Genomic DNA, 24,104 nt, shown 5'->3' on the forward strand with positions numbered 1-24,104 from the left:
CCGTCGAGGTGAGCGAGTCATTGGGGCATACCACATCCAGCATGTGAACGGATATCACCGGCGGTTGAAGGAGTGGATGGAACGATTCCATGGAGTCGCAACCCACTACCTGAGGAATTATCTGGGCTGGCGCAGGATGCTGGAACGTTACGGCAGGGAGGTAAATACCAAGATGTGTTTGCATGAGGCGCTAGGGCACCCGATGCAACACGTAATTGGGACATAGCCTTCGAAAAAGGGGACCATGGGGAGATTGTGAGCCAGGTCTCATTGGCGTAGACTCCACGCCGTTCACTTCATGGGTACCAAAAAATGGATCTGATCCTCTTTGCCATCGACTTTATTCTGCACGTTGACGTGCATCTGAAAGAGCTGTTCGAGAATTATGGCGTCTGGGTATACGCCATCCTGTTTCTCATCATCTTCTGTGAAACCGGGCTGGTGGTGACTCCCTTCCTGCCGGGGGACTCCCTGCTGTTTGCTGCAGGTGCCCTCACCGTGGGCAGCGTGCTGGACGTGCACACCCTGGCCGCCGTGCTGATCATCGCCGCGGTGCTCGGCAACGTGGTGAACTACACCATAGGCCACTTCTTCGGTGAGCAGCTGTTTCGCAACCCCGATTCCAGAATCTTTCGCCGGGACTATCTGGTCAAGACCCATGCCTTCTATGCCAAGCATGGCGGCAAGACCATCATCATCACCCGCTTCCTGCCCATAGTGCGCACCTTCGCCCCCTTCGTGGCGGGCATGGGGGCCATGACCTATCCCCGCTTCCTGGCGTTCAACCTGGTGGGGGGGCTCTTGTGGGTGCTCTCCTTCGTCTATGCCGGCCACTTCTTTGGCAATCTGCCGGTAGTGCGCCACAACTTTACCCTGCTCATCTTCGGCATCATCGCGGTCTCCTTGTTGCCCATGGTGATCGGCATGGTGAAGGCCAGGAGAAGTGCCAGCAAGGCTACCTCCGAAGGCGCGTGACATCGCCGTGCACGACATGAAAGAAGGGAGCCGATGGCTCCCTTGTTGTTGGTAGGCCGAGTGGCAGGTCGCTGCTGCGCCCTTTGACCCGCTTGTGGCCTGTTACGATGATGCGCACCCGCAGGCAGCCACTTCATTGGCAGAACAGGGAGAAGGAGATCCGGCCCTCTGGGCATGGGCCGTGAGGTGATAAAAGAGGAGATAAAAAGGGAGCCATGGGCTCCCTTTTTAGGGTCGAGTGAACGACTAGTTGCAGCAGCGCCCTTTTATCAGGTTGCCAGCAGCCACGATGACGAACACCAGCAGATAGGCGGCAAAGATGACCACGAGCCACTGCGGCATGGAGAAACCGAGGAACTGCCAGCTGATCTCGCTGCAGTCGCCGTCCGGGTAGAACATCCAGGGAACCCACTTATCCAGTGGTGCCCAGGCAGGGAAGTCAACAAATCCCTCGCATACGTTGAAGGGGGAGGGGTTCATCTGGTAATCCACGTGCTTGAGCGCCAGTTTCAGGCCCCAGAAGGCGCTGTAACCCCACAGGAGCATGGCACTCCAGCGCAGGTACCAGCGCTCTGGCGCAACCATGCCGAGGAGGCCGGCCGTGAGCACGCCGAGGAGGGCGATACGTTCATAGATGCACATCACGCAAGGGTGCAAACCCAGCACGTGCTGGAAGAAGAGGGCGCAGAGTTCCAGTGCGAAAGCGGAGGCTGCCAGCAATCCCCAGGCCAGACGGTGACTGGCAATGCGGCGAAGATACTCGATCATCTGATTGATCTCTCAGAGAAAAATAGTGGCTGAATTAGAGCAGAGCCCCATCTGAAAAGAAAGGGGCCGAACAGCCCCTTTCATGATCAGTGTGTGGACGGGGTGGGCAGTGGCTGTGCCCCATGATCCAGCAACCACCCAGCCTGATAGAACCATTCGGTTGCAGGACCGAGGAGCAGTTCCACGGAGAAAAAGCCGACAAGCCCCAGCACCAGGGTATAGGGCAGCGCCATCCAGACCATGCGGCCATAAGAGAGGCGCAGCAGGGGAGCGAGGGCCGAGGTGAGCATGAACAGGAATGCGGCCTGGCCATTGGGGGTGGCGACCGACGGCAGGTTGGTGCCGGTGTTGATGGCCACGGCCAGCAGATCAAAATGCTCGCGATTAATGGCGCCGTTGATCAGGGCGGTCTTCACCTCGTTGATGTAGACGGTGCCGACGAAGACGTTGTCACTGACCATGGAGAGCAGACCGTTTGCCAGGTAGAAGAGGGCAAGCTGATCCTCCGGCTTGGCCGCCAGTACCCACTGGATCACCGGTTTGAACAGCTGTTGATCGATGATGACCGCCACCACGCTGAAAAAGACGGTGAGCAGGGCGGTAAACGGCAGAGCCTCCTGGAATGCCTTGCCAAGCGCGTGTTCTTCAGTCACGCCGGTGAACGCCGTCGCGAGCACGATGACCGTCAGGCCGATCAGCCCGACTGCAGCCAGATGGAGGGCAAGACCCGTGATAAGCCAGGTGGCAATCAGCGCCTGGACGATCAGCTTGGCTTTGTCCTGCGGGGTACGTTGTGCGTCTTCGTCGCGCTCGTAGGATTCCATGATGTGACGCACGGGCTCGGGCAAGCGGGCGCCATAACCGAACCAGCGGAATTTTTCGACCAGGATGCAGGTCAGCAGGCCGCAGATGAAGACCGGGATGGTGACTGGCGCCATGCGAATGGCAAATTCACCGAAGTGCCACCCCGCCTGTTCACCGATGATGAGGTTCTGGGGTTCGCCGACCAGGGTGCAGACGCCCCCCAGGGCGGTACCGATGGCGGCGTGCATCATGAGGCTGCGCAGGAAGGCACGAAACTCGTTCAGATGCTGGCGGGAGAGCTCATCAATCTCTTCGTCATCATGATGCAGATTGCCGGACTCATCCCGGGAGGCCACCTTGTGGTAGATGGCGTAGAAGCCGGTTGCGACGCTGATGACCACGGCGATCACGGTCAGGGCATCAAGGAACGCGGAGAGGAACGCAGACACCAGGCAGAAGGCGAGAGAAAGCAATGTCTTGGAGTGGATGCGCACCAGCATCTTGGTAAAGACGTAGAGCAGCAACTGCTTCATGAAGTAGATGCCGGCCACCATGAAGACCAGCAGTAGAAGCACTTCGATATTGGCCACCAGCTCATGCTTTATCTGGTTGGCGGAGGTCATGCCGATGAGCACGGCTTCGATGGCCAGGAGTCCGCCCGGTTGCAGCGGATAGCACTTGAGGGCCATGGCCAGGGTGAAAATAAACTCGACAACCAGCAGCCAGCCGGCCAGGAAGGGATCAACGTAGAAAATGATCGGGTTGATCAGCAGGAATAGAACGATGGCAATTTTGTACCATTGCGGAGCATTGCCCAAAAAGTTCTTTGTAAACGCGCGCCCTAGGCTGATTGGCATAATGATGGTTCTCTGTTCTGTTGTTGATATCTGCATCTATGCAGTCGAGCCCGACCCGAGCCGAACATCCGGATATTCACCTGTATCAGATTGATTGCACATGATTTTAATCAAGGGAGCGATAACTATAAATAAGCTCGCTGAACTTGCCCAGCGAGCAAACGCTTATATCCCCATCATTTGGTGTTGGTTGACTCCCCACTTGTTGCTGTATACATATTCTTAACAAAAAGATCGGGGTAATGTGAGCAGAGGACCGACCTTCTGCTTGCCAGCATGACCGGCTTTGCTATTATTCGGGGGCCTTTTTACGCACTACAACAGAGTCATTACATGGTCATTAAAGCGCAAAGCCCTGCCGGGTTTGCCGAGGAATACATCATCGAGTCCATCTGGAACAATCGCTTTCCTCCTGGATCCATTCTGCCGGCGGAGCGCGAGCTGTCCGAATTGATCGGCGTGACTCGCACTACCTTGCGTGAAGTGTTGCAGCGCCTTGCCCGTGATGGCTGGCTCACCATCCAGCATGGCAAACCGACCAAGGTCAACAATTTCTGGGAAACCTCCGGTCTCAACATTCTGGAGACCCTGGCGCGTCTCGATCAGGACAAGGTGCCGGATCTGGTGGCACAACTGCTCTCTGCCCGGACCAACATCTGCACCATCTTCATCCGTGGCGCCATTCGCAACAACCCGGAACAGGCCGCCGAGATACTGCGTGGTGCCGATGATGTGGAGAACACGGCCGAGGCCTATGCGGACTTCGACTACCGTTTGCATCACCAGCTTTCGTTTGCCTCGGGCAACCCCATCTATGCCTTGATCCTCAATGGTTTCAAGGGCTTGTACAGCCGGGTTGGCCGCTACTACTTCTCGGACAAGCAGGCGCGCGAAACCGCAGATGCCTACTACAAGACGCTGCGCAAGCTGGCCGAAACCAAGGATCACGAAGCCGTGTTCATGACGGTGCGCCAGTACGGCATCGAGTCTGGCAAGCTTTGGACCCGTCTGCGTCAGGACATGCCAAGCAACCTGTGTGACAACTGATTGCCCTGATCCAAGAAAAACGCGCCTGATGGCGCGTTTTTTTATGCCCGGTACTGACGTCAGGTCATGCTCTTGCGGTCCGGACAACGGCCGATGATATCTGCGGATAGCTCGCCATTGTCCTGCTCCAGCACCACATCGAAGCCCCACAGTTGATGCAGATGCTTGAGCACCTCGTGACGTGACTCGCCAAGGGGGATGCGATTGTGGGGAACATAGCGCAGGGTCAGGGAGCGATCGCCTTTCACTGCCACGTTGTAGACCTGAATGTTGGGCTCCAGGTTGCTCAGGTTGTATTGAGCGGACAGGGTGCTACGCACCAGCCGGTAGCCCTCTTCATTGTGAATGGCGGACACCTTGAGGTAGTTCTTCAGATCGTCGTCATCGATGGCGAACAGCTTCATGTCGCGCATCACCTTGGGACTGAGGAACTGGCTGATGAAGCTTTCGTCCTTGAAGTTCTGCATGGCGAAATGCAATGTCTCGACCCAGTTGGTGCCAGCGTAATCGGGGAACCAGTATCTGTCCTCCTCGGTCGGGTGCTCGCAGATGCGACGCAGGTCGGTGAACATGGCAAAGCCAAGGGCGTAGGGGTTGATCCCCGAGTAATACCGGCTGTTGTAGGGGGGCTGATAGACCACGTTGGTGTGGCTGTGCAGCACCTCCAGCATGAAGCGATCGCTGATTTTTCCCTCGTCATAGAGATGGTTGAGAATGGTGTAGTGCCAGAAGGTGGCCCAGCCCTCGTTCATCACCTGCGTCTGCTTCTGCGGGTAGAAGTACTGACTGATCTTGCGCACGATACGCACCACCTCGCGCTGCCAGGGCTCGAGCAGGGGGGCATTTTTTTCGATGAAATAGAGGATGTTCTCCTGAGGCTCGGCAGGATAGCGCCTGTCTTCCACCCCGGCAATCTTGTGCTGCTTGGGCAGGGTACGCCACAGCTCGTTGACCTGGGTTTGCAGATAATCTTCCCGTGCCTTCTGGCGTCGCTTCTCCTCGGCCAGAGAAATCTTCTGGGGCCGCTTGTAACGATCCACCCCGAAGTTCATCAGGGCATGGCAGGAGTCGAGCAGCTTCTCTACCGCATCGATGCCGTGTTTTTCCTCGCACTCGGTGATGTAGTTCTTGGCAAACAACAGGTAGTCGATGATGGAGGAGGCATCGGTCCAGGCCTTGAACAGATAGTTGTTCTTGAAGAAGGAGTTGTGACCATAGCAGGCGTGGGCCATGACCAGCGCCTGCATCGGCATGGTGTTCTCTTCCATCAGATAGGCGATACAGGGGTCCGAGTTGATGACGATCTCGTAGGCCAGTCCCATCTGGCCGCGCTTGTAGTTGCGCTCGGTATGGATGAAGCGCTTGCCAAATGACCAGTGTTGATAGCCGATGGGCATGCCCACGCTGGAGTAGGCATCCATCATCTGCTCTGCGGTGATCACCTCGATCTGGTTGGGGTAGGTGTCCAGCTTGTAGAAGCGGGCGACCCGTGCGATCTCCTGGTGATAGGTCTCCAGCAGATCGAAGTTCCAGTCAGGCCCGTCATCCAGTGGCGCTATCTTTCTTGCGGTTTCTACCATATGTGAACCCTCAAGCCGCTTGCTTCTTGAACAATTCCCGGAACACCGGATAGATGTCCTCGACCTTGCGAATGTGCTCCATGGCGAAGTGGGTGTATTGCTCTGCCACCGCCTCATATTCGTGCCACAGGGTCTGGTGGGCGCGGGTAGTGATCTCGATGTAGGAGTAGTAACGCACCCTTGGCATGATGTCGCGCATCAGGATCTCCCTGCACTGGGGTGAGTCATCGGCCCAGTTGTCACCATCAGAGGCCTGCGCCGCATAGATGTTCCACTGGTTGGCGGGATAACGTTCGTTGATGATGTCATTCATCATCTTGAGCGCACTGGAGACGATGGTGCCGCCGGTCTCCTGGGAGTAGAAGAACTCGTGCTCGTCCACCTCCTTGGCCTGGGTGTGGTGGCGGATGTAGACCACCTCGACATTCTTGTAAGTCCGGCTCAGGAATAGATAAAGCAGGATATAGAAACGCTTGGCCATCTCCTTGGTAGCCTGATCCATGGAACCGGAGACGTCCATCAGGCAGAACATCACCGCCTGGCTCGAGGGGACGGGCCGTTTGACAAAGTTGTTGAATTTGAGGTCGAAGGTGTCGATAAAGGGGACCGCATCGATCCGCCGCTTCAGCTCCCTGATCTCTTTTTCAAGTTGCGCCATTTCGGCGAAATGGTCGTTGGGCTCGCAGGCCAGCTGGGCCAGGCGCTCCTCCAGTTCACGCAACTGACGCTTCTTGCCTGCCTGCAGCGCCATGCGCCGCGCCAGCGAATTTTGCAGGGAGCGCACCACGTTGATGTTGGCAGGCACCCCGTTGGAGGTGTAGCCGGCCCGGTAGGTCTTCATCTCCATCAGCTGGTTGAGCTGGGTCTTTTGCAGCCGCGGCAGTTCCAGATCCTCGAACAACAAGTCCAGATACTCGTCTTTGGAGATCTGGAAGACGAAATCATCGACGCCCTCTCCTTGATCCGAGGCCTGGCCCTCGCCACTCCCCTGGCCGCCGCCACCCCCTTTGGGCCGGTCAATCTTGTCACCAGATACGAACTGGTCGTTGCCCGGATGCACCATCTCCCGTTTGCCGCCATGACCCTGATGAAAATGGGGTTCCCCGATGTCCTTGGTCGGGATGCTGATGCTCTCCCCCTTGTCCACGTCCTGAATGCTGCGCTTGGAGACAGCATCCGAGACCGCTTGTTTTATCTGCTTCTTATAGCGGCGGATGAAGCGCTGCCGATTGACAGCGCTTTTGTTTTTGCCGTTGAGCCTGCGGTCGATAAAATGCGCCATAACTCCCCCTTGAACACGGCAGGGTCAGGATGACTTGCGTACCCTGAGATACCACTCGGAGAGCAGCCGCACCTGTTTGCGTGTGTAGCCTTTCTCCATCATCCGTTCGACAAAGTTATCGTGCTTCTTCTGCTCCTCGGCCGAGGTTTTGCTGTTGAAGGAGATAACCGGCAGCAGCTCTTCCGTGTTGGAGAACATCTTCTTCTCGATCACGGTGCGCAGCTTCTCGTAACTGGTCCAGTTGGGGTTACGGCCTGCATTGTTGGCCCGGGCACGCAGCACGAAGTTGACGATTTCGTTGCGGAAATCTTTCGGGTTGCTGATCCCGGCAGGTTTTTCAATTTTCTCCAGCTCGCTGTTGAGAGACGCTCTGTCAAACAGCTGGCCGGTTTCGGGGTCACGATACTCCTGATCCTGGATCCAGAAGTCGGCGTAGGTGACGTAGCGATCGAAGATGTTCTGACCGTACTCTGAATACGACTCGAGGTAGGCGGTCTGGATCTCCTTGCCGATGAACTCGACGTAGCGCGGAGTCAGGTAACCCTTGATGAACTCCAGATAGCGATCGTGCAGCTCTTGCGGGAACTGCTCGCGCTCTATCTGCTGCTCCAGCACGTAGAAGAGGTGCACCGGGTTGGCAGCCACTTCCGCGTGGTCGAAGTTGAAGACGCGGGAGAGGATCTTGAACGCGAAGCGGGTGGAGAGGCCGTTCATGCCCTCGTCGACACCGGCATAGTCGCGGTACTCCTGATAGCTTTTCGCCTTGGGGTCCGTGTCCTTGAGACTCTCGCCGTCATAGACCCGCATCTTGGAGTAGAGGCTGGAGTTTTCCGGCTCCTTGAGTCGCGACAGCACCGAGAACTGGCCCAGCAATTCCAGAGTACCCGGTGCGCATTTGGCCTCGGTCAGTTCGCTGTTGAACAGCAGTTTTTCATAGATCTTCACCTCTTCCGAGACGCGCAGGCAGTAGGGCACCTTGACGATGTAAACACGGTCGAGGAAGGCTTCGTTGTTCTTGTTGTTGCGGAACTGCTGCCACTCGGATTCGTTGGAGTGGGCCAGCAGGATGCCGTCGAAGGGGAGGGCGGAGAGCCCCTCGGTACCGTTGTAGTTTCCCTCTTGCGTCGCCGTCAGCAGCGGGTGCAGCACCTTGATGGGGGCCTTGAACATCTCGACGAACTCCATCATCCCCTGGTTTGCCTTGCATAGCGCACCGGAGTAGGAGTAAGCATCGGCATCATCCTGGGCGAAGTGTTCCAGCATGCGGATATCGACCTTGCCGACCAGGGAGGAGATGTCCTGGTTGTTGTCGTCCCCCGGTTCGGTCTTGGCGATGGCGATCTGATCGAGGATGGAGGGGTTCACCTTTTCCACCTTGAACTTGGTGATGTCGCCACCAAACTCGTGAAGGCGCTTGGCGACCCAGGGAGACATGATGGGACGCAGATAACGGCGAGGGATGCCGTACTCCTTCTCGAGGATTTCGCCATCTTCGTCGATGTCAAACAGGCAGAAGGGGTGATCGTTCACCGGTGAGCCCTTGATGCGATAGATGGGCACTTTTTGCATCAGGGATTTGAGTTTCTCTGCCAGCGAGGATTTACCGCCGCCAACCGGTCCGAGCAGATAGAGGATCTGTTTCTTCTCTTCCAGGCCCTGAGCGGAATGTTTGAGATAGGAGACAATCTGTTCGATGGCCTCTTCCATGCCATAGAAGTCTTTGAAAGCGGGATAACGCGCGACGACGCGGTTGGAAAAGAGACGGCTGAGACGTGGATTGGTCGAGGTGTCGATCATTTCCGGCTCGCCGATGGCGGTCAGCAGACGTTCGGCGGCAGAGGCGTAGCAGGATTTGTCCTGTTTGCACATATCCAGAAATTCCTGGATGCTGTACTCCTCCTCTCTGGCCTTCTCATACCGCTGTTGATAGTGCTCGAAGATGCCCATAACTTAGCCCTCGTTATAGTCGCTTGCCCTGAAAAAGAGTGGATCACTACTTTTGTTCTGTTTACCTCTTAAGCCTAGTCAACAGCCCCCAGTAATCCATCGCCATCATTGGTTTAAGTTTGTGCGGGAGCTTCCCGATCCTCGTACGGGAAGAAGCAGTAAGTGACATACCTATGTTACTGACTGTTAAATTATTTTTGCCACGACAGTGATGCAAATGTCAAAGACATAAAAAATAAATCTTTGTGTGCCAGAGGGAGAAAATGGTGACGCTCTGTTTTGTCAGGGGGCGGTGCCAGCAAGGGCAAGGGCAGCAGGGAATAGAGGGTGAAAAGACGTGTCGCTTACGTCAACGTAATGTTATTTGTTTGGTGTTTTTGCTCTAATTTTTACATTGACGCTACATTCTGGCTGCTCTAGATTGGCCCTGTGTCGAGCAGTCATCGCTTTAGCAAGAGAGTGGGTGATTGTGCAGATACTAAGCTCTGTTTAAGCACGTTTCCGTTGGCTTGACCCTCGCATCCGCGAGGGTCTTATTTTTTCAGCGCCTGAACGGCGCCAAACCTGCAAGCTCAGGATCCGGCGGGATAGAGGGCTGACACCGCCGCCAGCACCTCGGCGAAGGGATGGTTCGCCAACTGGCCAAAACCGGCCAGATCCCTGGCTTTGAGACGGGTGGTCAGCGGGGTGGCGATGCCACACAGGAAGCGGGTCAGGATCCTGGGATGGCGCTGATGGCACAGGGCGATCAGCGGGTCGCACCAGGCGCGCAAACCATGCTCGTTGGGCAAGCCCGGTGATGGCAACGGCGGCAACACGGCGATCTCTCCCCGGCAGACGGAACAGTGCCCACACCGCTCGGGGGCCGCGTCGTCGGCAAAATAGCGGGCAAGCTCATGGCTGAGGCAGGTGGTCGAGGTGAAAAAGGCCAGCAGCGCCTGAAGGCGGGCCAGTTCGCTCTGCTCTTTCTTTTCAAACAATCCATGCAGCTCTTCGGCCAGGGTCGCGGTATCGATTTGCTGGCTCAGCACCCGATAGACCTCGGTCATCTGCTTGCTTTCAAGCTCGATCCAACCCTGCTGCTGCAGGTAGTCCAGCGCCGTCGCGGCGCGCTGGCGTTCCCCCTGGTATCCCTGCCACAGCGCTTCGAAGTCCATGGTGCACCAGGTGCGCGCCTGGGGTGCGCAGGCAAAGACCTGCTCCAGGAACAGGCGGCGTTCGGAATTGAAACGAGCGAGGATCGCCTGTTTTTCCAGTACGAACCTGAAACGGTACTCGGCAAAGTAGCTGTAGGCCGGTGCAATGACCCCTGCCATCTCCAGATAGACCAGCAGGGTCTTGAGGGGCAGTTGGCGAATGTTGGTCTCGTTGGAGAGGCGCAGCAGGCTGAATTCCCACTCGGCGCCGCTCTGGCGCACGATATCGAGCAAGTACGCGATGGCGTCCCTGTCCGGCGTATCCCCATAGACGAAGTTTTCCAGTACCGGCAACTGGGCGCGGCTCGCCAGCACGGTGCAGCGGGAGGGAAGCCCGTCACGTCCGGCGCGGCCTATCTCCTGGCTGTAGTTCTCGATGGATTTGGGGAGGTCGTAGTGAATGACCCGGCGAATGTCGGCCTTGTCGATGCCCATGCCAAAGGCGATGGTGGCCACGATGCAGTCGAGTCTGCCAGCCATGAAGTCGTGCTGGATCTGGCTGCGCAGGGCGGGATCGAGCCCCGCATGGTAGGCGCATGCCCGGATGCCGCTGGCCTGTAGCTGCTCGGCGCACTGTTCTGCGCTGTGTTGCAGAGTCACGTAGACGATGGTGGGGGCGGCCGGATCCCGGTGCAGCTCCTCGCGCAGCCAGGTATCGCGGGCACTGCCGGCCAGCGGGAGGACGGCCAGATCCAGATTGGGTCTGTAGAAACCGGTGACCACCAGATCGCCCTGGTCGATGGCAAATTTTGCCTGCATGTCCGCCATGACGGCCGGGGTGGCGGTGGCGGTCAGCAACAGCACCTGGGGAATGGCCAGTTCACGGCGATGATCCGGCAGCTTGAGGTAGTCGGGGCGAAAGTTGTGGCCCCACTCCGAGATGCAGTGGGCCTCGTCCACCACCAGCAGTGACAGGGGGATGTGGGCGATGAAGCGGCGAAAACGCTCATTTTTGAGGCGCTCCACCGAGATCATCAGGATTTTGAGCTGGCCATCGCTGGCCTGCTGCATCACGCGCCGGCTCTCTTCCGCTGTCTGGCTGGAGTCCAGAGTGGCGGCGGCGATCCCCTTGCTGCGCAAAAAGGCGAGCTGATCGTGCATCAGGGCCAGCAGGGGAGAGATGACCAGGGTCAGGTGGGGCAGTGCGAGGGCGGGCAATTGATAACAGAGGGATTTCCCCGCGCCAGTCGGGAAGATGGCTGCGGCGCTCTTGCCGGCCAGCAGACGACTGATCACCGCTTCCTGCCCGGGCCGCAAGCGATCAAAGCCGAAGTGTCGGGTCAATAAAGAGGTGATCATGACAAGGCTCCCAGAAAAAGGGCGTCATCATATCACTTCTGGCCCAGTGGTGGCCGATGATCGGACTGGTTTGGTGACATTTTGACCGCGGTTGATATTGTGTTATCACATTGTTGTAGGTTTTTTGTGAGGTAACCCTGATATTTTTCAGTGATTATGTGGAAAAAAACCATGGCAGATGGGATATTCCTGTCCGCAACCCCACGCGAACGGGACAGATCCACCAGAAGAGCTGCCCACGGCGTCACCGTCAACGGACCGGTGCCAATGCGCGGGGCTGGTTGCCAACAGGACTAATGATTCACGCACCATGAGTGCACAGGGACTACTTGATGACACAACAACACCCCCTCATTCGACTGGTCAACAGCACCAGTCTGGTTAGCCAGATCCTGGTCGGTCTGGTATTCGGTATCCTTCTTGCGATGTTCATGCCCGAGTGGGCCAAGGCGGCGGGTCTGCTCGGCAGTCTGTTCGTCGGCGCCCTGAAGGCCGTGGCGCCGCTGCTGGTCTTCGTGCTGGTGATGTCGGCGATCATCGGCCACAAGCACGGCCAGAAGACCAACATGAAACCGATCCTGCTGCTCTATGTGCTGGGTACCTTCCTGGCGGCTGCCGTGGCAGTGGTGGCGAGCTTCCTCTTCCCCTCCAACCTGCATCTGGTGGCAGGCGCTACCGAGATCACGCCGCCGGGGGGCATCACGGAAGTGCTGCAGACCCTGCTGTTCAACGTGGTGACCAACCCGGTGAAAGCACTGCTGGAAGCCAACTATATCGGCATCCTGGCCTGGGCCATCGGCCTTGGTATCGCCATGCGTCACGCCAATGAGAGCACCAAATCACTGATTTCCGATGTGTCTCACGGGGTTTCCGCCATCGTCAAGGCCGTGATCCGTTGCGCTCCGCTCGGCATCCTGGGTCTGGTTGCCTCCACCCTGGCTGAAACCGGCTTCGATGCGCTGTTTGGCTATGCCCAGCTGCTGGCGGTACTGATCGGCTGCATGCTGTTCATCGCCTTCGTGGTCAATCCGCTCATCGTCTTCTGGAAGATCAAGCGCAACCCCTATCCCCTGGTGCTGACCTGCCTGAAAGAGAGCGGTGTGACCGCCTTCTTCACCCGCAGTTCCGCCGCCAACATTCCGGTCAACATGGCTCTGGCCGAGAGGCTGCGCCTGCCGGAAGACACCTATGCGGTCTCCATCCCGCTGGGGGCCACCATCAACATGGCCGGCGCCGCCATCACCATTACCGTGCTCACCATGGCGGCGGTGCATACCCTGGGGATGGAAGTGGACATGGCGACCGCCATTCTGCTCTCCGTCGTCGCCACCATCAGTGCCTGTGGCGCTTCCGGTGTGGCGGGCGGCTCCCTGCTGCTGATCCCGCTGGCGTGCAGCCTGTTCGGTATCAGCAACGACATCGCCATGCAGGTGGTGGCCGTTGGCTTCATCATCGGGGTGTTGCAGGATTCCGCCGAGACGGCCCTCAACAGCTCCACCGACGTGCTGTTCACTGCGGCCGCCTGCATGGCCGAGGATGAGAGCCTGCTGGATGCCGCCCCGGTGCCCAGCCGCGAAGCCTGATCCCCTAAGACGTTCCGCTCTGCACAGGCGCCCTCTTCGGAGGGCGCTTTTTATTTGCGCGGGCGTCAGGCGCCCTGCACCTTCTCGCCGTGTCATGGCATTGACAGTGCTCGGATCCCCCTGTGTGATTTCCCGGGAGGGGCCCGTTGGCCGCCTTCGTGTTCTCGCCACCGCCAACACGCCATTCCCTGTACCAACGTGCCCGGCGCTGCATTCGGCCGGGCATATCGGGCTGCTTATGCTGTCAGCATGGCGGCTTGTGGCATCCCCTCTGGTGACCGAAGGGGTCATCTGTTCTTCGGTCGCTGCACGAGAATCCCGGTCAAGGCCCTCTCGGCGGTTTGCCTGCGCCCTGTGGCCGGAATTTTCCTTGAATGCCTTGAAGAAAGGCTCCATTGGGTGGGGATGTCGGCTCTCTGGGCTAAACCCCGAAGAGCGGGCGTTCCTGGTAAGGGCAAGGGCTCTGGTGTTCTGCCTGGCAAGGCCGATGGCGCGCAGCAGATGACGGGATAACGCAGCACGTCTTGGTCGTGTGTCATGGGCGAAGGAATATGAGCGGCAAGCTGTCACCAAGGGGAAAGAGAGTGGGTGAAAGGGCTGTCTCTGATTTGAGGGCAGGGGGCTCTGATCATCTGAGCCCAGTACCTGATGATCATAACGAACACAGCCCGGCAGAGGAGATCTGCCGGGCTGTGGGAGGCGCCGGGCCAGATGCTGGCCCGACGGTATCGCAGGAAGGCTTAGCCGACCAGTTGATAAAGGATGGCGGAGATGGCGATAAGGCCCATGGTCGCCACGAAGACGTTGCTGATCTGGCCCTGGTATTTCGCCATGGCCGGAACGCGCTTGATGGCGTACATGGGCATGAGGAACAGGATGGTGGCGATGATGGGGCCACCCAGGGATTCGATCATCCCGAGGATGGAGGGGTTGATCACGGCCACGCCCCACAGGGTCAGGATAAAGAAGGCGATGATGAACAGCTCCACCTTCTTGTGGTTCGGTGCCTTGCCGGAGCTGCGCATGTTCTGGACGATCATCCCTTTCAGACCTTCACGGGCACCCAGATAGTGGCCGAAGAAGGAGGAGACGATGGCCACGAAGGCAACCAGCGGACCGAAGTAGGAGATGATGGGGCTCGCATGCTGGTTGGCCAGGTAGGAGAGCACGGCGATGTTCTGGGACTTGGCTTCTGCCAGCTGGGCCGGCGTCAGACTCATCACGCAGGAGAAGACGAAGAACATCACGAAGCCCAGCAGAATGATGGCGGTGCGCTTGAGGATGGCGTCGGACTTGGCGACGGCATGCTCACCGTGATCACGGCGCTGGGCCAGAGCGAAGCTGGAGATGGCCGGGCTGTGGTTGAAGGAGAAGACCAGCACCGGGATGGTCAGCCACAGGGTGGTGGCGAAGTCCTTGGTGCTCGGCATTTCATTCAGGGCCGCACCGGTCCAGTCCGGGATCAGGTACAGGGAGATGCCCGCCAGAATGGCGATGAGCGGATAGACCAGGAACTCGGTCACTTTCAGCATCAGCTTCTCGCCAGCCAGCATCACGGACATCATGGCCATGATGAGCACGATGGAGAGGATCCAGCGCGGAGGCGGCGTCATCTGCAACTGGTTGACCAGGAAGCTTTCCACCGTGTTGGTGATGCCCACGCCGTAGATCAGCACGATGGGGTAGATGGCAAAGAAGTAGAGCAGGGTGATCAATTTACCGGCACCCACGCCGAAGTGCTCTTCCACCACCTGGGTGATGTCGGCATTGGGTTGCTTGGAGGAAAGCACGAAGCGCGCCAGACCACGGTGGGCCAGGTAGGTCATGGGGCCGACCAGCAGCGCCATCACCACCAGCGGCCAGAAGCCACCCATGCCGGCGTTGATGGGCAGGAACAGGATGCCTGCACCGACGGCGGTACCGAACAGGCTGATCACCCAGGTGGTGTCTTGTTTACTCCAACCGCGAGATTGGACCGAGCTGATTCCTTGCTCCTGTGCGGCTGCAACATCCTGTGCGCCAGTGACAGTATTGGACATGTGTCTCACCCCGAATGTGTGGTTTTAATTAGTCGGCGCAAGAATACTTTCTTTTTAATCAAAAATGTTGATCAAATTCACCTTTGTGCGGCTGAAACCCGTACTTTCTTGTAGAAATGTGATCAAAAGAATAAAAAATCAAAATTTATTTATCAAATGCAGTGTTATTTGAATGTTAACTGGATAATTTCTCACCTCATTATGTTGTCAAAATGTTATGTCGAGATGTGCTGGGCAAGCTGGCGGATCATGCTGGCAGTGGCCCCCCAGATGAAAGATTGTTCCCAAGGGATCCAATAGATGGTGTGACGTCCGTCCGCCCTTGGCAGGCTCAGGGCTATGTGCTGCCCCGGATCCAGCACGTGGGCGAGGGGGACTTCGAAGGCCTGGGCCACCTCGTCCTGGCTCAGGGTCAGCCCGTAGCCTGGGTCGAGCATGGCGAGGACCGGCAGCACATCGTAGCGTGAGACGGTATTGAGAGGGGTGAGGCTGCCGATGATCCGGATCTGGGAGGGGGGAATGCCAAGCTCCTCCTCGGTTTCCCTGAGCGCGGTGTGAATGAGGTCCCGGTCTTCCGGGTCCTGACGCCCGCCGGGAAAGCTGATCTGCCCCGGGTGGTGGCGCAGGGCGGCGCTGCGGCGCGTCAGCAGCAGGTGCAGGCCCTCGGGGCGCTCCACCAGGGGGATCAGCACGGCGGCAGGTTTGAGCCCGGCCAGTGCCAGGCGATGGGCGGGGGCGGGGCGCTGCAGCAAAAAGCGGGTCAGCAGCTCGGCACTCGTCATCTCCATGGGTCTCCTTGTGTCGGCCCCGCAGGGCCGGATGGGATCAAAGGGCATCGAGCAGTGGCAGGATGCGGGCCACCTTGTCGTAGGTTTCCTGATATTCGGCGTCGGGATCGGAGTCGGCGATGATGCCGCCTCCCGCCCAGCAGTGCAGCTGACCGGCTTCGGCGATCAGGGTACGGATGCAGATGCTGGTATCCATCCTTCCGTGCTGACTCAGATAACCGATGCTGCCGCAGTAGGCATTGCGCCGCACCGGCTCCAGCTCCTCGATGATCTCCATCGCCCGGATCTTGGGAGCCCCTGTGATGGAGCCGCCGGGGAAGCAGGCCCGCAGCAGATCCACTTCTTGCCAGCGCGCATCCAGTTCTCCGTGAATGGTGGAAACCAGATGATGCACCGCCGGGAAGGATTCCACGGCAAAGAGATGCGGCACAGTGACCGACCCCGGCCGGCTCACCCGGCCGATGTCGTTGCGCAGCAGATCGACGATCATCAGGTTCTCCGATCTGTCCTTGTCGGCGCAGGCGAGTAACTCGGCCACCCTGGCATCCTGGGCGGGATCCGGGTGGCGAGGCCGGGTGCCCTTGATGGGCTTGGTCTCGATATGGCGCTTGTCGAGCAGCAGGAAACGCTCCGGGGAGAGGCTCAGAATGGCGCTTTGCGGCAGGCGGACAAAGGCGGAGAACGGCGCCTTGTTGGCGGCGCTCAGGGCGAGATAGGCGGACCATTCATCCCCCTGATAAGGGGCGCTGAAGCGCTGGGTCAGGTTGATCTGGTAACAATCCCCCGCCGCCAGATAGGCCTGGATACGGGCAAACTTGTCTCCGTATTCGGCCCGCGTCATGTTGCTCTGCCAGGGGCCGGTCAGGCGAAGGGGGAGGGTGGTTCGTTCGCGCTGCGCCATCAGCCAGTCGAGCCTGCGGGCGAGGCCGGCTTCATCACCCCAGTGGGCCAGTTGCCAGTGTCCCGTCGCGACATTTCGCAGCAGCGCCCAGTCGTAGATCCCGACCGCCATGTCGGGCACCTGAATGTCCTGTTGTGCCACTGCGGGCAGACGCTCGAATCGCCGACCCAGATCGTAGCCAAAGAGTCCCAGGGCTCCCCCGATGAACGGCAATCCCGAGTCATCCTCAACGCGCTCCCCGAGCAGGGCTCGCTGGGTCCTGGCGATCAGGGCGAGGGGATCGCCGTCATGATGGTGCTGGTGGTTATCCTGGGTGAGGCAGGTGCTGGTACCCCGGGTTTCCAGGGTGGCAAGCGGATCGGCGCTGATGATGTCAAAACCGTTGTCAGCCCCCAGGGGGCCGGCGGATTCCAGCAGGATGGCCCAGGGTTGGTGTTGCAGGCAGGCGAACCAGGTGTGGAGCGAGACCTGCGGGTCGAAATGGTGGATATGCAGTCTTGGTTTCATTTTTTGTTACATAGGCAACAGTTTGCGCCCGGCTCCCTAGCCGGTTCGGGTGGTCAAGCGTATCATGGCCGCCGGCATTTTTAAGAAAAACACCGTTATAAAAACACGCCGCAGTCTGCCGGCTCCAGGTGCATTTGCCACCTGCCGAAGGCCCGGCTCATATGGAAGCCCTTGCTCGCGCAAGCGATAACAAGGACCAGTGAGGATGATATGAGCATCATTAGAAAACAGGACTTTATCGATTCCATTGCTGACGCCCTGCAGTACATCTCCTTCTACCACCCCCTCGATTTCGTGCAGGCCGCCAAGGCCGCCTATGACCGCGAGATCAACCCGGCCGCCAAGGATGCCCTGGCCCAGATCCTGATCAACTCCCGCATGTCTGCCGAAGGTCATCGCCCGCTCTGTCAGGACACCGGTATCGTCACCTGCTTCGTCAAGATCGGCATGCAGGTACAGTGGGACAGCGACATGACGGTCCAGGAGATGGTGGATGAGGGCACCCGCCGCGCCTACACCAATCCGGACAACCCGCTGCGCGCCTCCGTGCTGGCGGATCCGGCCGGCAGCCGCAAGAACACCAAAGACAATGCCCCCGCTGTCGTGCACATCGACATGATCCCCGGCGACAAGGTGGAAGTGAGTATCGCGGCCAAGGGCGGCGGCTCCGAAAACAAATCTAAGATGGTGATGCTCAATCCCTCCGACGATATCGTGGAGTGGGTGCTCAAGACGGTGCCGACCATGGGGGCTGGCTGGTGTCCGCCCGGCATGCTCGGCATCGGCATCGGCGGCACCGCCGAGAAGGCGGCGGTGCTCGCCAAGGAAGCCCTGATGGAGCACATCGACATCCAGGAGCTGATTGCCCGTGGTCCCGAGACCACCGAAGAGAAGCTGAGGGTCGAGCTCTATGACAAGGTCAACAAGCTCGGGATCGGTGCCCAGGGGCTTGGCGGCCTGACCACGGTGCTGGATGTGAAGGTGAAATCCGCACCGACCCACGCCGCCTCCAAGCCCGTGGTGATGATCCCCAACTGCGCCGCCACCCGTCACGTGCATTTCGCACTCGATGGCTCCGGCCCGGCGGAGCTGACACCCCCCAGGCTGGAAGACTGGCCGGAGATCACCCGTGAGTCCGGTGGCAATGTGCGCCGGGTCAACGTGGATGGTATCACCAAGGCAGAGCTTGCCAGTTGGAAGAGCGGCGATACCGTGCTGCTCTCCGGCAAGATCCTGACCGGCCGCGACGCCGCCCACAAGCGCATCGCCGACATGCTGAAAAAGGGTGAAGGACTGCCCGAAGGGGTCGATTTCACCAACCGCTTCATCTATTACGTGGGCCCGGTCGATGCGGTGCGTGATGAGGTGGTCGGCCCGGCTGGCCCCACCACGTCCACCCGGATGGACAAATTCACCGACATGATGCTGGGAGAAACCGGCCTCATCGGCATGATCGGCAAGTCCGAGCGCGGCCCCAAGACGGTCGAGAGCATCAAGCAGCACCAGGCTGTCTACCTGATGGCGGTGGGCGGCGCCGCCTATCTGGTGGCGAAAGCCATCAAGAAGGCGCGCGTGGTGGCCTTTGCCGATTTGGGGATGGAGGCCATCTATGAGTTCGAGGTGGAAGACATGCCGGTCACCGTGGCGGTCGACTCCCAGGGCAACAACATCCACGAGACCGGCCCGGCCTACTGGTCCGCCAAGATTGCCGAGCTGGAGACCAAGCTGGCTTGATCAATCGGGCTTCGGTGCAAACGCAGAGCGATTAGCCCCGTACAGCAGCATGTTGAAAGGCGACCCTCGGGTCGCCTTTTTTACAGGCGCCATTTGACGATCTGGGCCTGAGCAAATTTACTGCTGCTGTGCTGCTGTGCTGCTGTGCTGCTGTGCTGCTGTGCTGCTGTGCTGCTGTGCTGCTGTGCTGCTGTGCTGCTTTGTTTTTGTCGCCATGACATCCCGGGTCGGAAGCCTGGATAACCCGGTGGGCAATGCCGGCGCATTGGCTGTCACGCCGAAGGGCGATCAGTGGTTCAGGTAGACATCCTGGCCGCCGTAGCTCAGTGCCCCACCCAGAGGGGTTGAGGGCTCGAAGAAGCGGGTCAGGACACCGGCACGCTGGGCCAGGGTGCTCAATGTGCTCCGGTCCAGGGCGACCTGTTCGGGCAGCCAGGTCAGCACGGCGGCACAGTGGCCATTCATCAGGCTCTGCTCCAGCAGGCGCTGCCAATTCTTGATCTTGGGGGCGTGCACGACAAGCACCCTGGCAGGATTGATTCCTCTGGCCTGCAATTGCACGGCGGCGGGCAGGCCTGGCGGGGCGACGAGCAGGATCCAGCCACTGTCGGACTGACTCAGTTGCCCCAGGGCATCCAGCAGCGGCGCTTCCTGATGGAGAGGGCCGCGCCGCTGCTCTTGTCCCATCTTGCTCTGATGGCGAGTGGGCCAGGTGGTGATCAGACCGGCAGAGGAGGAAGGGGGGCAAAGACTCAGGGGCTGGCTCATATGTCGTTCCTGTATGAATAACCATGCTGTATGCGCATACAGTAGTTCTGTTCGCAAGGAGTGACAAGTCATTTGTGGCTAAAAATGTGAGCCGATTAACAGGGGATGATTTTAACTCCATGATTAAAGAGGATATTTATATCTTCCTTATGCAGGATGTTTTTTAACCAGTAGACAAACTTCGGGTCGGCGCTCATGGTTATACAGTCCTGTATGGGGAGAGGAGGGAGCGAGATGGACGTCAGTACCTTGCAACGACTGGATGCGAACATTCTGCTCGGGATCATCAACGAGAAGCTGCGGCTGGAGTGTGATGGCCTGGAAGAGCTGCTGGCTTACTACGACATGACAGAAGATCAGCTGGCTACCCGTCTGCAACAGATCGGGTATCACTACGACCCCATGAGCAATCAGTTCAAGGCACATGGTTAATTGAAATCAAAGGATGCTCCGATTGGGGCATCCTTTTTATTACCTGACGAGGAGGTGTGAATTGAAAACGCTTTCAATTTCTCCCTAGTTGGCGATTATTTTCACGTATTTTCAGTCACAGGCAATCATTGAAAACCTATTCATAAAACTATCTTTTTTGTTTTCATGTATCACCATGATTTAAAACGAAATTTATATTTCATTCAGACTGGCTCAAGGAAAGGGTTTTCATGGTGAAACTGTCATTTTTATGCGTTAAAGTGTGACTCACGTTAACTTTTAAACCCTTGGCTTTAGCTAGTATGCCCCCGCCGGAGCATATTCTGAGATAACAACAGCGCCGGTCCCCCCGATGGGATGACATTTTTTATTTGTAACGAAGGAAAATGGTTTATGGCTACCAAGAAGAAGACAGACCAGGATCTCCAACTGGATAAAGATCAGCTCAAGGCGAGTATCGTGCGTCACCTGCGTTCTACCTTGGGTACAAGCGAACAGAAAGCCTCTCCGGATGCCTGGTGGAAAGCGACCGCTGCCGCCGTCAATGAACAGGTGTACGAGCGCCTGACCCGTACTCAGCAGACTCACTTCAAGAAAGATACTCGTGCGATTCACTATCTCTCTGCTGAATTTTTGATGGGGCGTTTGACCTCCAACAACCTGCACAACCTCTCCCTCTACAAAGTCTGTGAAGAGGCGCTGGGTGAACTCGGCCTGGAACTGACCGATCTGTGTGAACAAGAGCCTGACATGGCCCTTGGCAACGGCGGCCTGGGTCGTCTGGCCGCCTGCTTCATCGATTCCCTGGCCACTCTGAACTACCCGGCGGTGGGCTATGGCATCCACTACGAGCACGGCCTGTTCCGTCAGGAAATTCAGGATGGCCGTCAGATCGAGCGTCCGGACTCCTGGCGCGAATATGGCAACCCCTGGGAGATCTGCCGCCCGGAATCGGTGCAGGAGATCCCGCTCTACGGCTACGTGGAGACCGTCTTTGGTGACAAGGGTGGCCTGAAGAAGGTGTGGCACGCCGGTCGCAAGATCAAAGGGGTGCCCTGGGACATTCCGGTGGTCGGCTTCGGTGGTCACACCGTCAACATCCTGCGTCTGTGGGAATCCCGTGCCTCCGAGTTCTTCGACTGGGACGTGTTCAACGCTGGTGGTTATATCGACTCCCAGGCCGAGAAGGCCCAGGCCGAGACCATCTCCAAGGTGCTCTACCCGAACGATGAGACCGACGCCGGCAAGGAGCTGCGCCTGATCCAGCAGTACTTCTTCTGCGCCTGCTCCATCAAGGACATCATGCGCCGCTACAAGCGGGTGCATGGCAGTGACTTCAGCAACTTTGCCGCGCAAATCGCCATCCAGCTCAACGATACCCACCCCACCGTGGCCATCCCCGAGCTGATGCGCGTGCTGGTGGACGAAGAGGGGCTGAATTGGGATACCGCTTGGGGCATCTGCTATCAGGTCTTCTCCTACACCAACCACACCCTGCTGCCGGAAGCGCTGGAGAAGTGGTCCGTCAGCCTGTTCGAGAAGGTACTGCCGCGCCATCTCGAGATCATTTACGAAATCAACGCCCGTTTCCTGAACGAGCTAGTGGAGCCGAAGTGGCCGGGCAACGATGCCATCAAGGCCAAGCTCTCCATCATCGAAGAGGGTGACGTGCGCAAGGTGCGCATGGGCAACCTGTGCGTCATCGGCTCCTCCAAGGTGAACGGCGTGGCCGAGATCCACTCCAAGCTGGTGAAGGAAGATCTCTTCCCCGAGTATGCCGAGCTGTGGCCCGAGAAAATGTGCAACGTCACCAACGGCGTGACTCCCCGTCGCTGGCTGCTGGCCTGCAACCCGGAACTGGCCGAACTCTACAACGAGGTAGTGGGCAAGGAGTGGCCGCTGCAACTGGACAAGCTGCGCAGCGTGGTGAAGTTTGCCGACGACAAGGCGTTCCAGCAGCAGTTCATGACCATCAAGCGTCACAACAAGGAGAAGCTGGTCAAGGTCATCAAGGCGGAAACCGGCATCGACGTGAGCGCGGAGGCGATCTTCGACGTCCAGATCAAGCGTCTGCACGAGTACAAGCGTCAACAGCTGAACCTCATCCACATCATGGCGCTCTACCGTCGCCTGCTGGCGAACCCGGACTATGACATGCATCCGCGGGTGTTCATCTTCGGCTCCAAGGCGGCGCCCGGCTACAAGCTGGCCAAGGACATCATCTACGCCATCAACAAGCTGGCGGAGCGGGTCAACAACGACGCCCGTATCCAGGGCAAGCTGAAAGTGGTGTTCATGCCGAACTACCGCGTGAGCCTTGCCGAGAAGCTGATCCCGGCGGCGGATGTCTCCGAGCAGATCTCCACCGCAGGTTACGAAGCCTCCGGTACCGGCAACATGAAGATGGCGCTGAACGGTGCCATCACCATCGGGACGCTGGATGGGGCCAACATCGAGATCGCCGAAGAGGCGGGTGCCGAGAACTGCGCCATCTTCGGTCTGAACGTGGACGAGGTGAAGTCACTGAAGGCGCGCGGCTACAACCCGTATGACTTCTACTACGCCAACTCCGAACTGAAAGCCGTGCTGGACTGGTTTGATACCGACTACTTCACGCCGGGTCGCCCGGGGGAGCTCTCCTCCATCAAGCGTTCCCTGCTGGAAGGGGGAGACCCTTACCTGACCCTGGCCGATTTCGAGTCCTACTCCGAGGCGCACAAGCTGATCGACGCCTGGTACCGGGATCCGGCCCTGTGGGCGAAGAAAGCCATCATCAACTCGGCCACCATGGGCAAGTTCAACTCCGACCGCTCCATCCAGGATTACGTAGACCGGATCTGGAAACTGACGAGCTGCAGCGTCGGTTGATGTCTGCTCCTGTGAAAAACCCCGCGATGCGGGGTTTTTTTTCATCTGTCGGGCTGAGGGAGGCTCAGGGCCTGTCGACCACCCGGGTGTCCGCCGGCACCCGTTTCTTGCCGGTGATCATCGCCCTGACGAGATCGCCCCGTACCAGGCGATCCAGGGCGATGACGGCCAGCACATGGACGAAGATGGCCACCTGCAACCCCTTGGCAAAGAACTCATGGATCTCTTCCATGCGATGGGTGCCGGAGAGCGGCCCGTATTCGGTCATGATCCCGCTGGCGGCGGTGCCGACAAGGCAGGTCAACAGCAGCAGTATCATCAAGGACCCCAAAGGATTGTGACCGGCGTAGTAGGGGTGGCGCCCCTTGATCGTCTCCTTGAGATAGGTGATGACGCCGGCCGGTGTCGGCAGCCACTGGGCGAAGCGGGCATGATAGGAACCGATGAATCCCCATACGATGCGCAGTGCCAGCAGTCCGGCCAGCGCATATCCCGCATAGCGGTGGTTGCGCGCCCCCTCTTCAAGGATGAAGAGATTCAGCACGCACAACAGCACAGTGGCCCAGTGAAATCCCCTGACCACCGGATCCCATACCTTGATTTCACGGTTGTTCTGCATCGTCTTTCCCATGAGGTGATCCCCTTGTCGTGATGTCCATGATCATCGCCATCGTCAGCCATGGCTGCGTGATGGCCGTTGTCAGCATCATGAAGGCGATTTCTTAAGTG

At 58.5% G+C, this 24,104-nt stretch carries 17 protein-coding genes and 1 pseudogene; 7 read left to right on the plus strand and 11 right to left on the minus strand.

The genetic code is table 11. The features are described from left to right. Both AB5Y51_RS10115 and AB5Y51_RS10120 read left to right on the plus strand, forming a co-directional pair. Window positions 1-226, plus strand: a pseudogene (locus AB5Y51_RS10115) (IS1595 family transposase); the annotation flags it as partial. Window positions 227-312: 86 nt separating this feature from the next. Further along, window positions 313-975: a DedA family protein gene (locus tag AB5Y51_RS10120; RefSeq protein ID WP_323916779.1), complete on the plus strand. Its 663-nt coding sequence runs from the start codon at window positions 313-315 to the stop codon at window positions 973-975. Between the two features lie 246 nt (window positions 976-1,221). On the opposite strand, the gene dsbB is transcribed toward AB5Y51_RS10120, so the two are convergent. Both dsbB and nhaB read right to left on the minus strand, forming a co-directional pair. Beyond that, window positions 1,222-1,743 (minus strand): disulfide bond formation protein DsbB, encoded by a 522-nt coding sequence (gene dsbB, locus AB5Y51_RS10125; RefSeq protein WP_010674908.1) that lies wholly within the window; start codon window positions 1,741-1,743, stop codon window positions 1,222-1,224. 86 nt (window positions 1,744-1,829) lie between these two features. After that, entirely contained in the window at window positions 1,830-3,404 is a 1,575-nt protein-coding gene (nhaB, locus tag AB5Y51_RS10130) for a Na(+)/H(+) antiporter NhaB (RefSeq protein WP_039040867.1), read from the minus strand. A 333-nt stretch (window positions 3,405-3,737) separates the two neighbouring features. Between nhaB and fadR the strand changes: the two genes are divergently transcribed. Further along, window positions 3,738-4,451, plus strand: a complete 714-nt coding sequence (gene fadR / locus AB5Y51_RS10135; RefSeq protein ID WP_010674906.1) for a fatty acid metabolism transcriptional regulator FadR — start codon at window positions 3,738-3,740, stop codon at window positions 4,449-4,451. 59 nt (window positions 4,452-4,510) lie between these two features. On the opposite strand, the gene AB5Y51_RS10140 is transcribed toward fadR, so the two are convergent. The 4 genes from AB5Y51_RS10140 to AB5Y51_RS10155 all read right to left on the minus strand — a co-directional run bounded on the left by AB5Y51_RS10140 (window position 4,511) and on the right by AB5Y51_RS10155 (window position 11,755). Continuing rightward, on the minus strand, window positions 4,511-6,031 hold the full coding sequence (locus AB5Y51_RS10140; protein WP_042016549.1) for a SpoVR family protein: 1,521 nt from the start codon (window positions 6,029-6,031) through the stop codon (window positions 4,511-4,513). Window positions 6,032-6,041: 10 nt separating this feature from the next. Continuing rightward, the gene (locus AB5Y51_RS10145) at window positions 6,042-7,313 is read right to left on the minus strand and encodes a YeaH/YhbH family protein (RefSeq protein ID WP_041215071.1); all 1,272 of its coding nucleotides are present in this window, start codon (window positions 7,311-7,313) and stop codon (window positions 6,042-6,044) included. Window positions 7,314-7,337: 24 nt separating this feature from the next. Further along, window positions 7,338-9,260, minus strand: coding sequence for a PrkA family serine protein kinase (locus tag AB5Y51_RS10150; RefSeq protein WP_010674903.1), 1,923 nt, complete (start codon window positions 9,258-9,260; stop codon window positions 7,338-7,340). 572 nt (window positions 9,261-9,832) lie between these two features. Continuing rightward, window positions 9,833-11,755, minus strand: a complete 1,923-nt coding sequence (locus AB5Y51_RS10155) for an ATP-dependent DNA helicase RecQ (RefSeq protein WP_368178390.1) — start codon at window positions 11,753-11,755, stop codon at window positions 9,833-9,835. A 332-nt stretch (window positions 11,756-12,087) separates the two neighbouring features. Here AB5Y51_RS10155 and sstT point away from each other — a divergent pair, with 332 nt between their 5' ends. After that, window positions 12,088-13,338: a serine/threonine transporter SstT gene (gene sstT, locus AB5Y51_RS10160; protein ID WP_041215073.1), complete on the plus strand. Its 1,251-nt coding sequence runs from the start codon at window positions 12,088-12,090 to the stop codon at window positions 13,336-13,338. Window positions 13,339-14,078: 740 nt separating this feature from the next. Here the strand turns inward: sstT and AB5Y51_RS10165 are convergent. From AB5Y51_RS10165 to pabB, 3 genes are all read right to left on the minus strand, one after another. Continuing rightward, a complete protein-coding gene (locus tag AB5Y51_RS10165; RefSeq protein WP_029314600.1) occupies window positions 14,079-15,377 on the minus strand; it encodes a serine/threonine transporter in 1,299 nt (432 codons plus the stop codon). A 215-nt stretch (window positions 15,378-15,592) separates the two neighbouring features. Beyond that, window positions 15,593-16,159, minus strand: a complete 567-nt coding sequence (locus AB5Y51_RS10170; protein ID WP_029314598.1) for a CoA pyrophosphatase — start codon at window positions 16,157-16,159, stop codon at window positions 15,593-15,595. Window positions 16,160-16,202: 43 nt separating this feature from the next. Continuing rightward, on the minus strand, window positions 16,203-17,573 hold the full coding sequence (pabB, locus tag AB5Y51_RS10175) for an aminodeoxychorismate synthase component I (protein WP_368178391.1): 1,371 nt from the start codon (window positions 17,571-17,573) through the stop codon (window positions 16,203-16,205). A gap of 210 nt (window positions 17,574-17,783) precedes the next feature. Between pabB and AB5Y51_RS10180 the strand changes: the two genes are divergently transcribed. Next, window positions 17,784-19,307 (plus strand): fumarate hydratase, encoded by a 1,524-nt coding sequence (locus AB5Y51_RS10180; protein WP_323922179.1) that lies wholly within the window; start codon window positions 17,784-17,786, stop codon window positions 19,305-19,307. A 288-nt stretch (window positions 19,308-19,595) separates the two neighbouring features. Here the strand turns inward: AB5Y51_RS10180 and AB5Y51_RS10185 are convergent, their stop codons facing one another. Continuing rightward, window positions 19,596-20,075, minus strand: a complete 480-nt coding sequence (locus AB5Y51_RS10185; RefSeq protein WP_368178392.1) for a cell division inhibitor — start codon at window positions 20,073-20,075, stop codon at window positions 19,596-19,598. Window positions 20,076-20,309: 234 nt separating this feature from the next. On the opposite strand from AB5Y51_RS10185, the gene AB5Y51_RS10190 reads away from it, so the two are divergent. Beyond that, window positions 20,310-20,507 (plus strand): DUF4250 domain-containing protein, encoded by a 198-nt coding sequence (locus AB5Y51_RS10190; protein WP_005323525.1) that lies wholly within the window; start codon window positions 20,310-20,312, stop codon window positions 20,505-20,507. Window positions 20,508-20,900: 393 nt separating this feature from the next. Continuing rightward, window positions 20,901-23,375 (plus strand): glycogen/starch/alpha-glucan phosphorylase, encoded by a 2,475-nt coding sequence (locus AB5Y51_RS10195; protein ID WP_039040874.1) that lies wholly within the window; start codon window positions 20,901-20,903, stop codon window positions 23,373-23,375. A gap of 64 nt (window positions 23,376-23,439) precedes the next feature. Here the strand turns inward: AB5Y51_RS10195 and AB5Y51_RS10200 are convergent, their stop codons facing one another. Then, window positions 23,440-24,006: a cytochrome b/b6 domain-containing protein gene (locus tag AB5Y51_RS10200; RefSeq protein WP_151027674.1), complete on the minus strand. Its 567-nt coding sequence runs from the start codon at window positions 24,004-24,006 to the stop codon at window positions 23,440-23,442. Window positions 24,007-24,104 lie beyond the last annotated feature (98 nt).

Source organism: Aeromonas sp. R7-1 (assembly GCF_040908115.1).
Classification (GTDB): Bacteria; Pseudomonadota; Gammaproteobacteria; order Enterobacterales; family Aeromonadaceae; genus Aeromonas; species Aeromonas caviae.

What these genes read in the sequence shown, in the direction of transcription:
- AB5Y51_RS10120 (WP_323916779.1), top strand. Translation starts at nt 313, where the DNA reads ATGGATCTGATCCTCTTTGCCATCGACTTTATTCTGCACGTTGACGTG.
- dsbB (WP_010674908.1), bottom strand. Translation starts at nt 1,743, where the DNA reads ATGATCGAGTATCTTCGCCGCATTGCCAGTCACCGTCTGGCCTGGGGA.
- nhaB (WP_039040867.1), bottom strand. Translation starts at nt 3,404, where the DNA reads ATGCCAATCAGCCTAGGGCGCGCGTTTACAAAGAACTTTTTGGGCAAT.
- fadR (WP_010674906.1), top strand. Translation starts at nt 3,738, where the DNA reads ATGGTCATTAAAGCGCAAAGCCCTGCCGGGTTTGCCGAGGAATACATC.
- AB5Y51_RS10140 (WP_042016549.1), bottom strand. Translation starts at nt 6,031, where the DNA reads ATGGTAGAAACCGCAAGAAAGATAGCGCCACTGGATGACGGGCCTGAC.
- AB5Y51_RS10145 (WP_041215071.1), bottom strand. Translation starts at nt 7,313, where the DNA reads ATGGCGCATTTTATCGACCGCAGGCTCAACGGCAAAAACAAAAGCGCT.
- AB5Y51_RS10150 (WP_010674903.1), bottom strand. Translation starts at nt 9,260, where the DNA reads ATGGGCATCTTCGAGCACTATCAACAGCGGTATGAGAAGGCCAGAGAG.
- AB5Y51_RS10155 (WP_368178390.1), bottom strand. Translation starts at nt 11,755, where the DNA reads ATGATCACCTCTTTATTGACCCGACACTTCGGCTTTGATCGCTTGCGG.
- sstT (WP_041215073.1), top strand. Translation starts at nt 12,088, where the DNA reads ATGACACAACAACACCCCCTCATTCGACTGGTCAACAGCACCAGTCTG.
- AB5Y51_RS10165 (WP_029314600.1), bottom strand. Translation starts at nt 15,377, where the DNA reads ATGTCCAATACTGTCACTGGCGCACAGGATGTTGCAGCCGCACAGGAG.
- AB5Y51_RS10170 (WP_029314598.1), bottom strand. Translation starts at nt 16,159, where the DNA reads ATGACGAGTGCCGAGCTGCTGACCCGCTTTTTGCTGCAGCGCCCCGCC.
- pabB (WP_368178391.1), bottom strand. Translation starts at nt 17,573, where the DNA reads ATGAAACCAAGACTGCATATCCACCATTTCGACCCGCAGGTCTCGCTC.
- AB5Y51_RS10180 (WP_323922179.1), top strand. Translation starts at nt 17,784, where the DNA reads ATGAGCATCATTAGAAAACAGGACTTTATCGATTCCATTGCTGACGCC.
- AB5Y51_RS10185 (WP_368178392.1), bottom strand. Translation starts at nt 20,075, where the DNA reads ATGAGCCAGCCCCTGAGTCTTTGCCCCCCTTCCTCCTCTGCCGGTCTG.
- AB5Y51_RS10190 (WP_005323525.1), top strand. Translation starts at nt 20,310, where the DNA reads ATGGACGTCAGTACCTTGCAACGACTGGATGCGAACATTCTGCTCGGG.
- AB5Y51_RS10195 (WP_039040874.1), top strand. Translation starts at nt 20,901, where the DNA reads ATGGCTACCAAGAAGAAGACAGACCAGGATCTCCAACTGGATAAAGAT.
- AB5Y51_RS10200 (WP_151027674.1), bottom strand. Translation starts at nt 24,006, where the DNA reads ATGGGAAAGACGATGCAGAACAACCGTGAAATCAAGGTATGGGATCCG.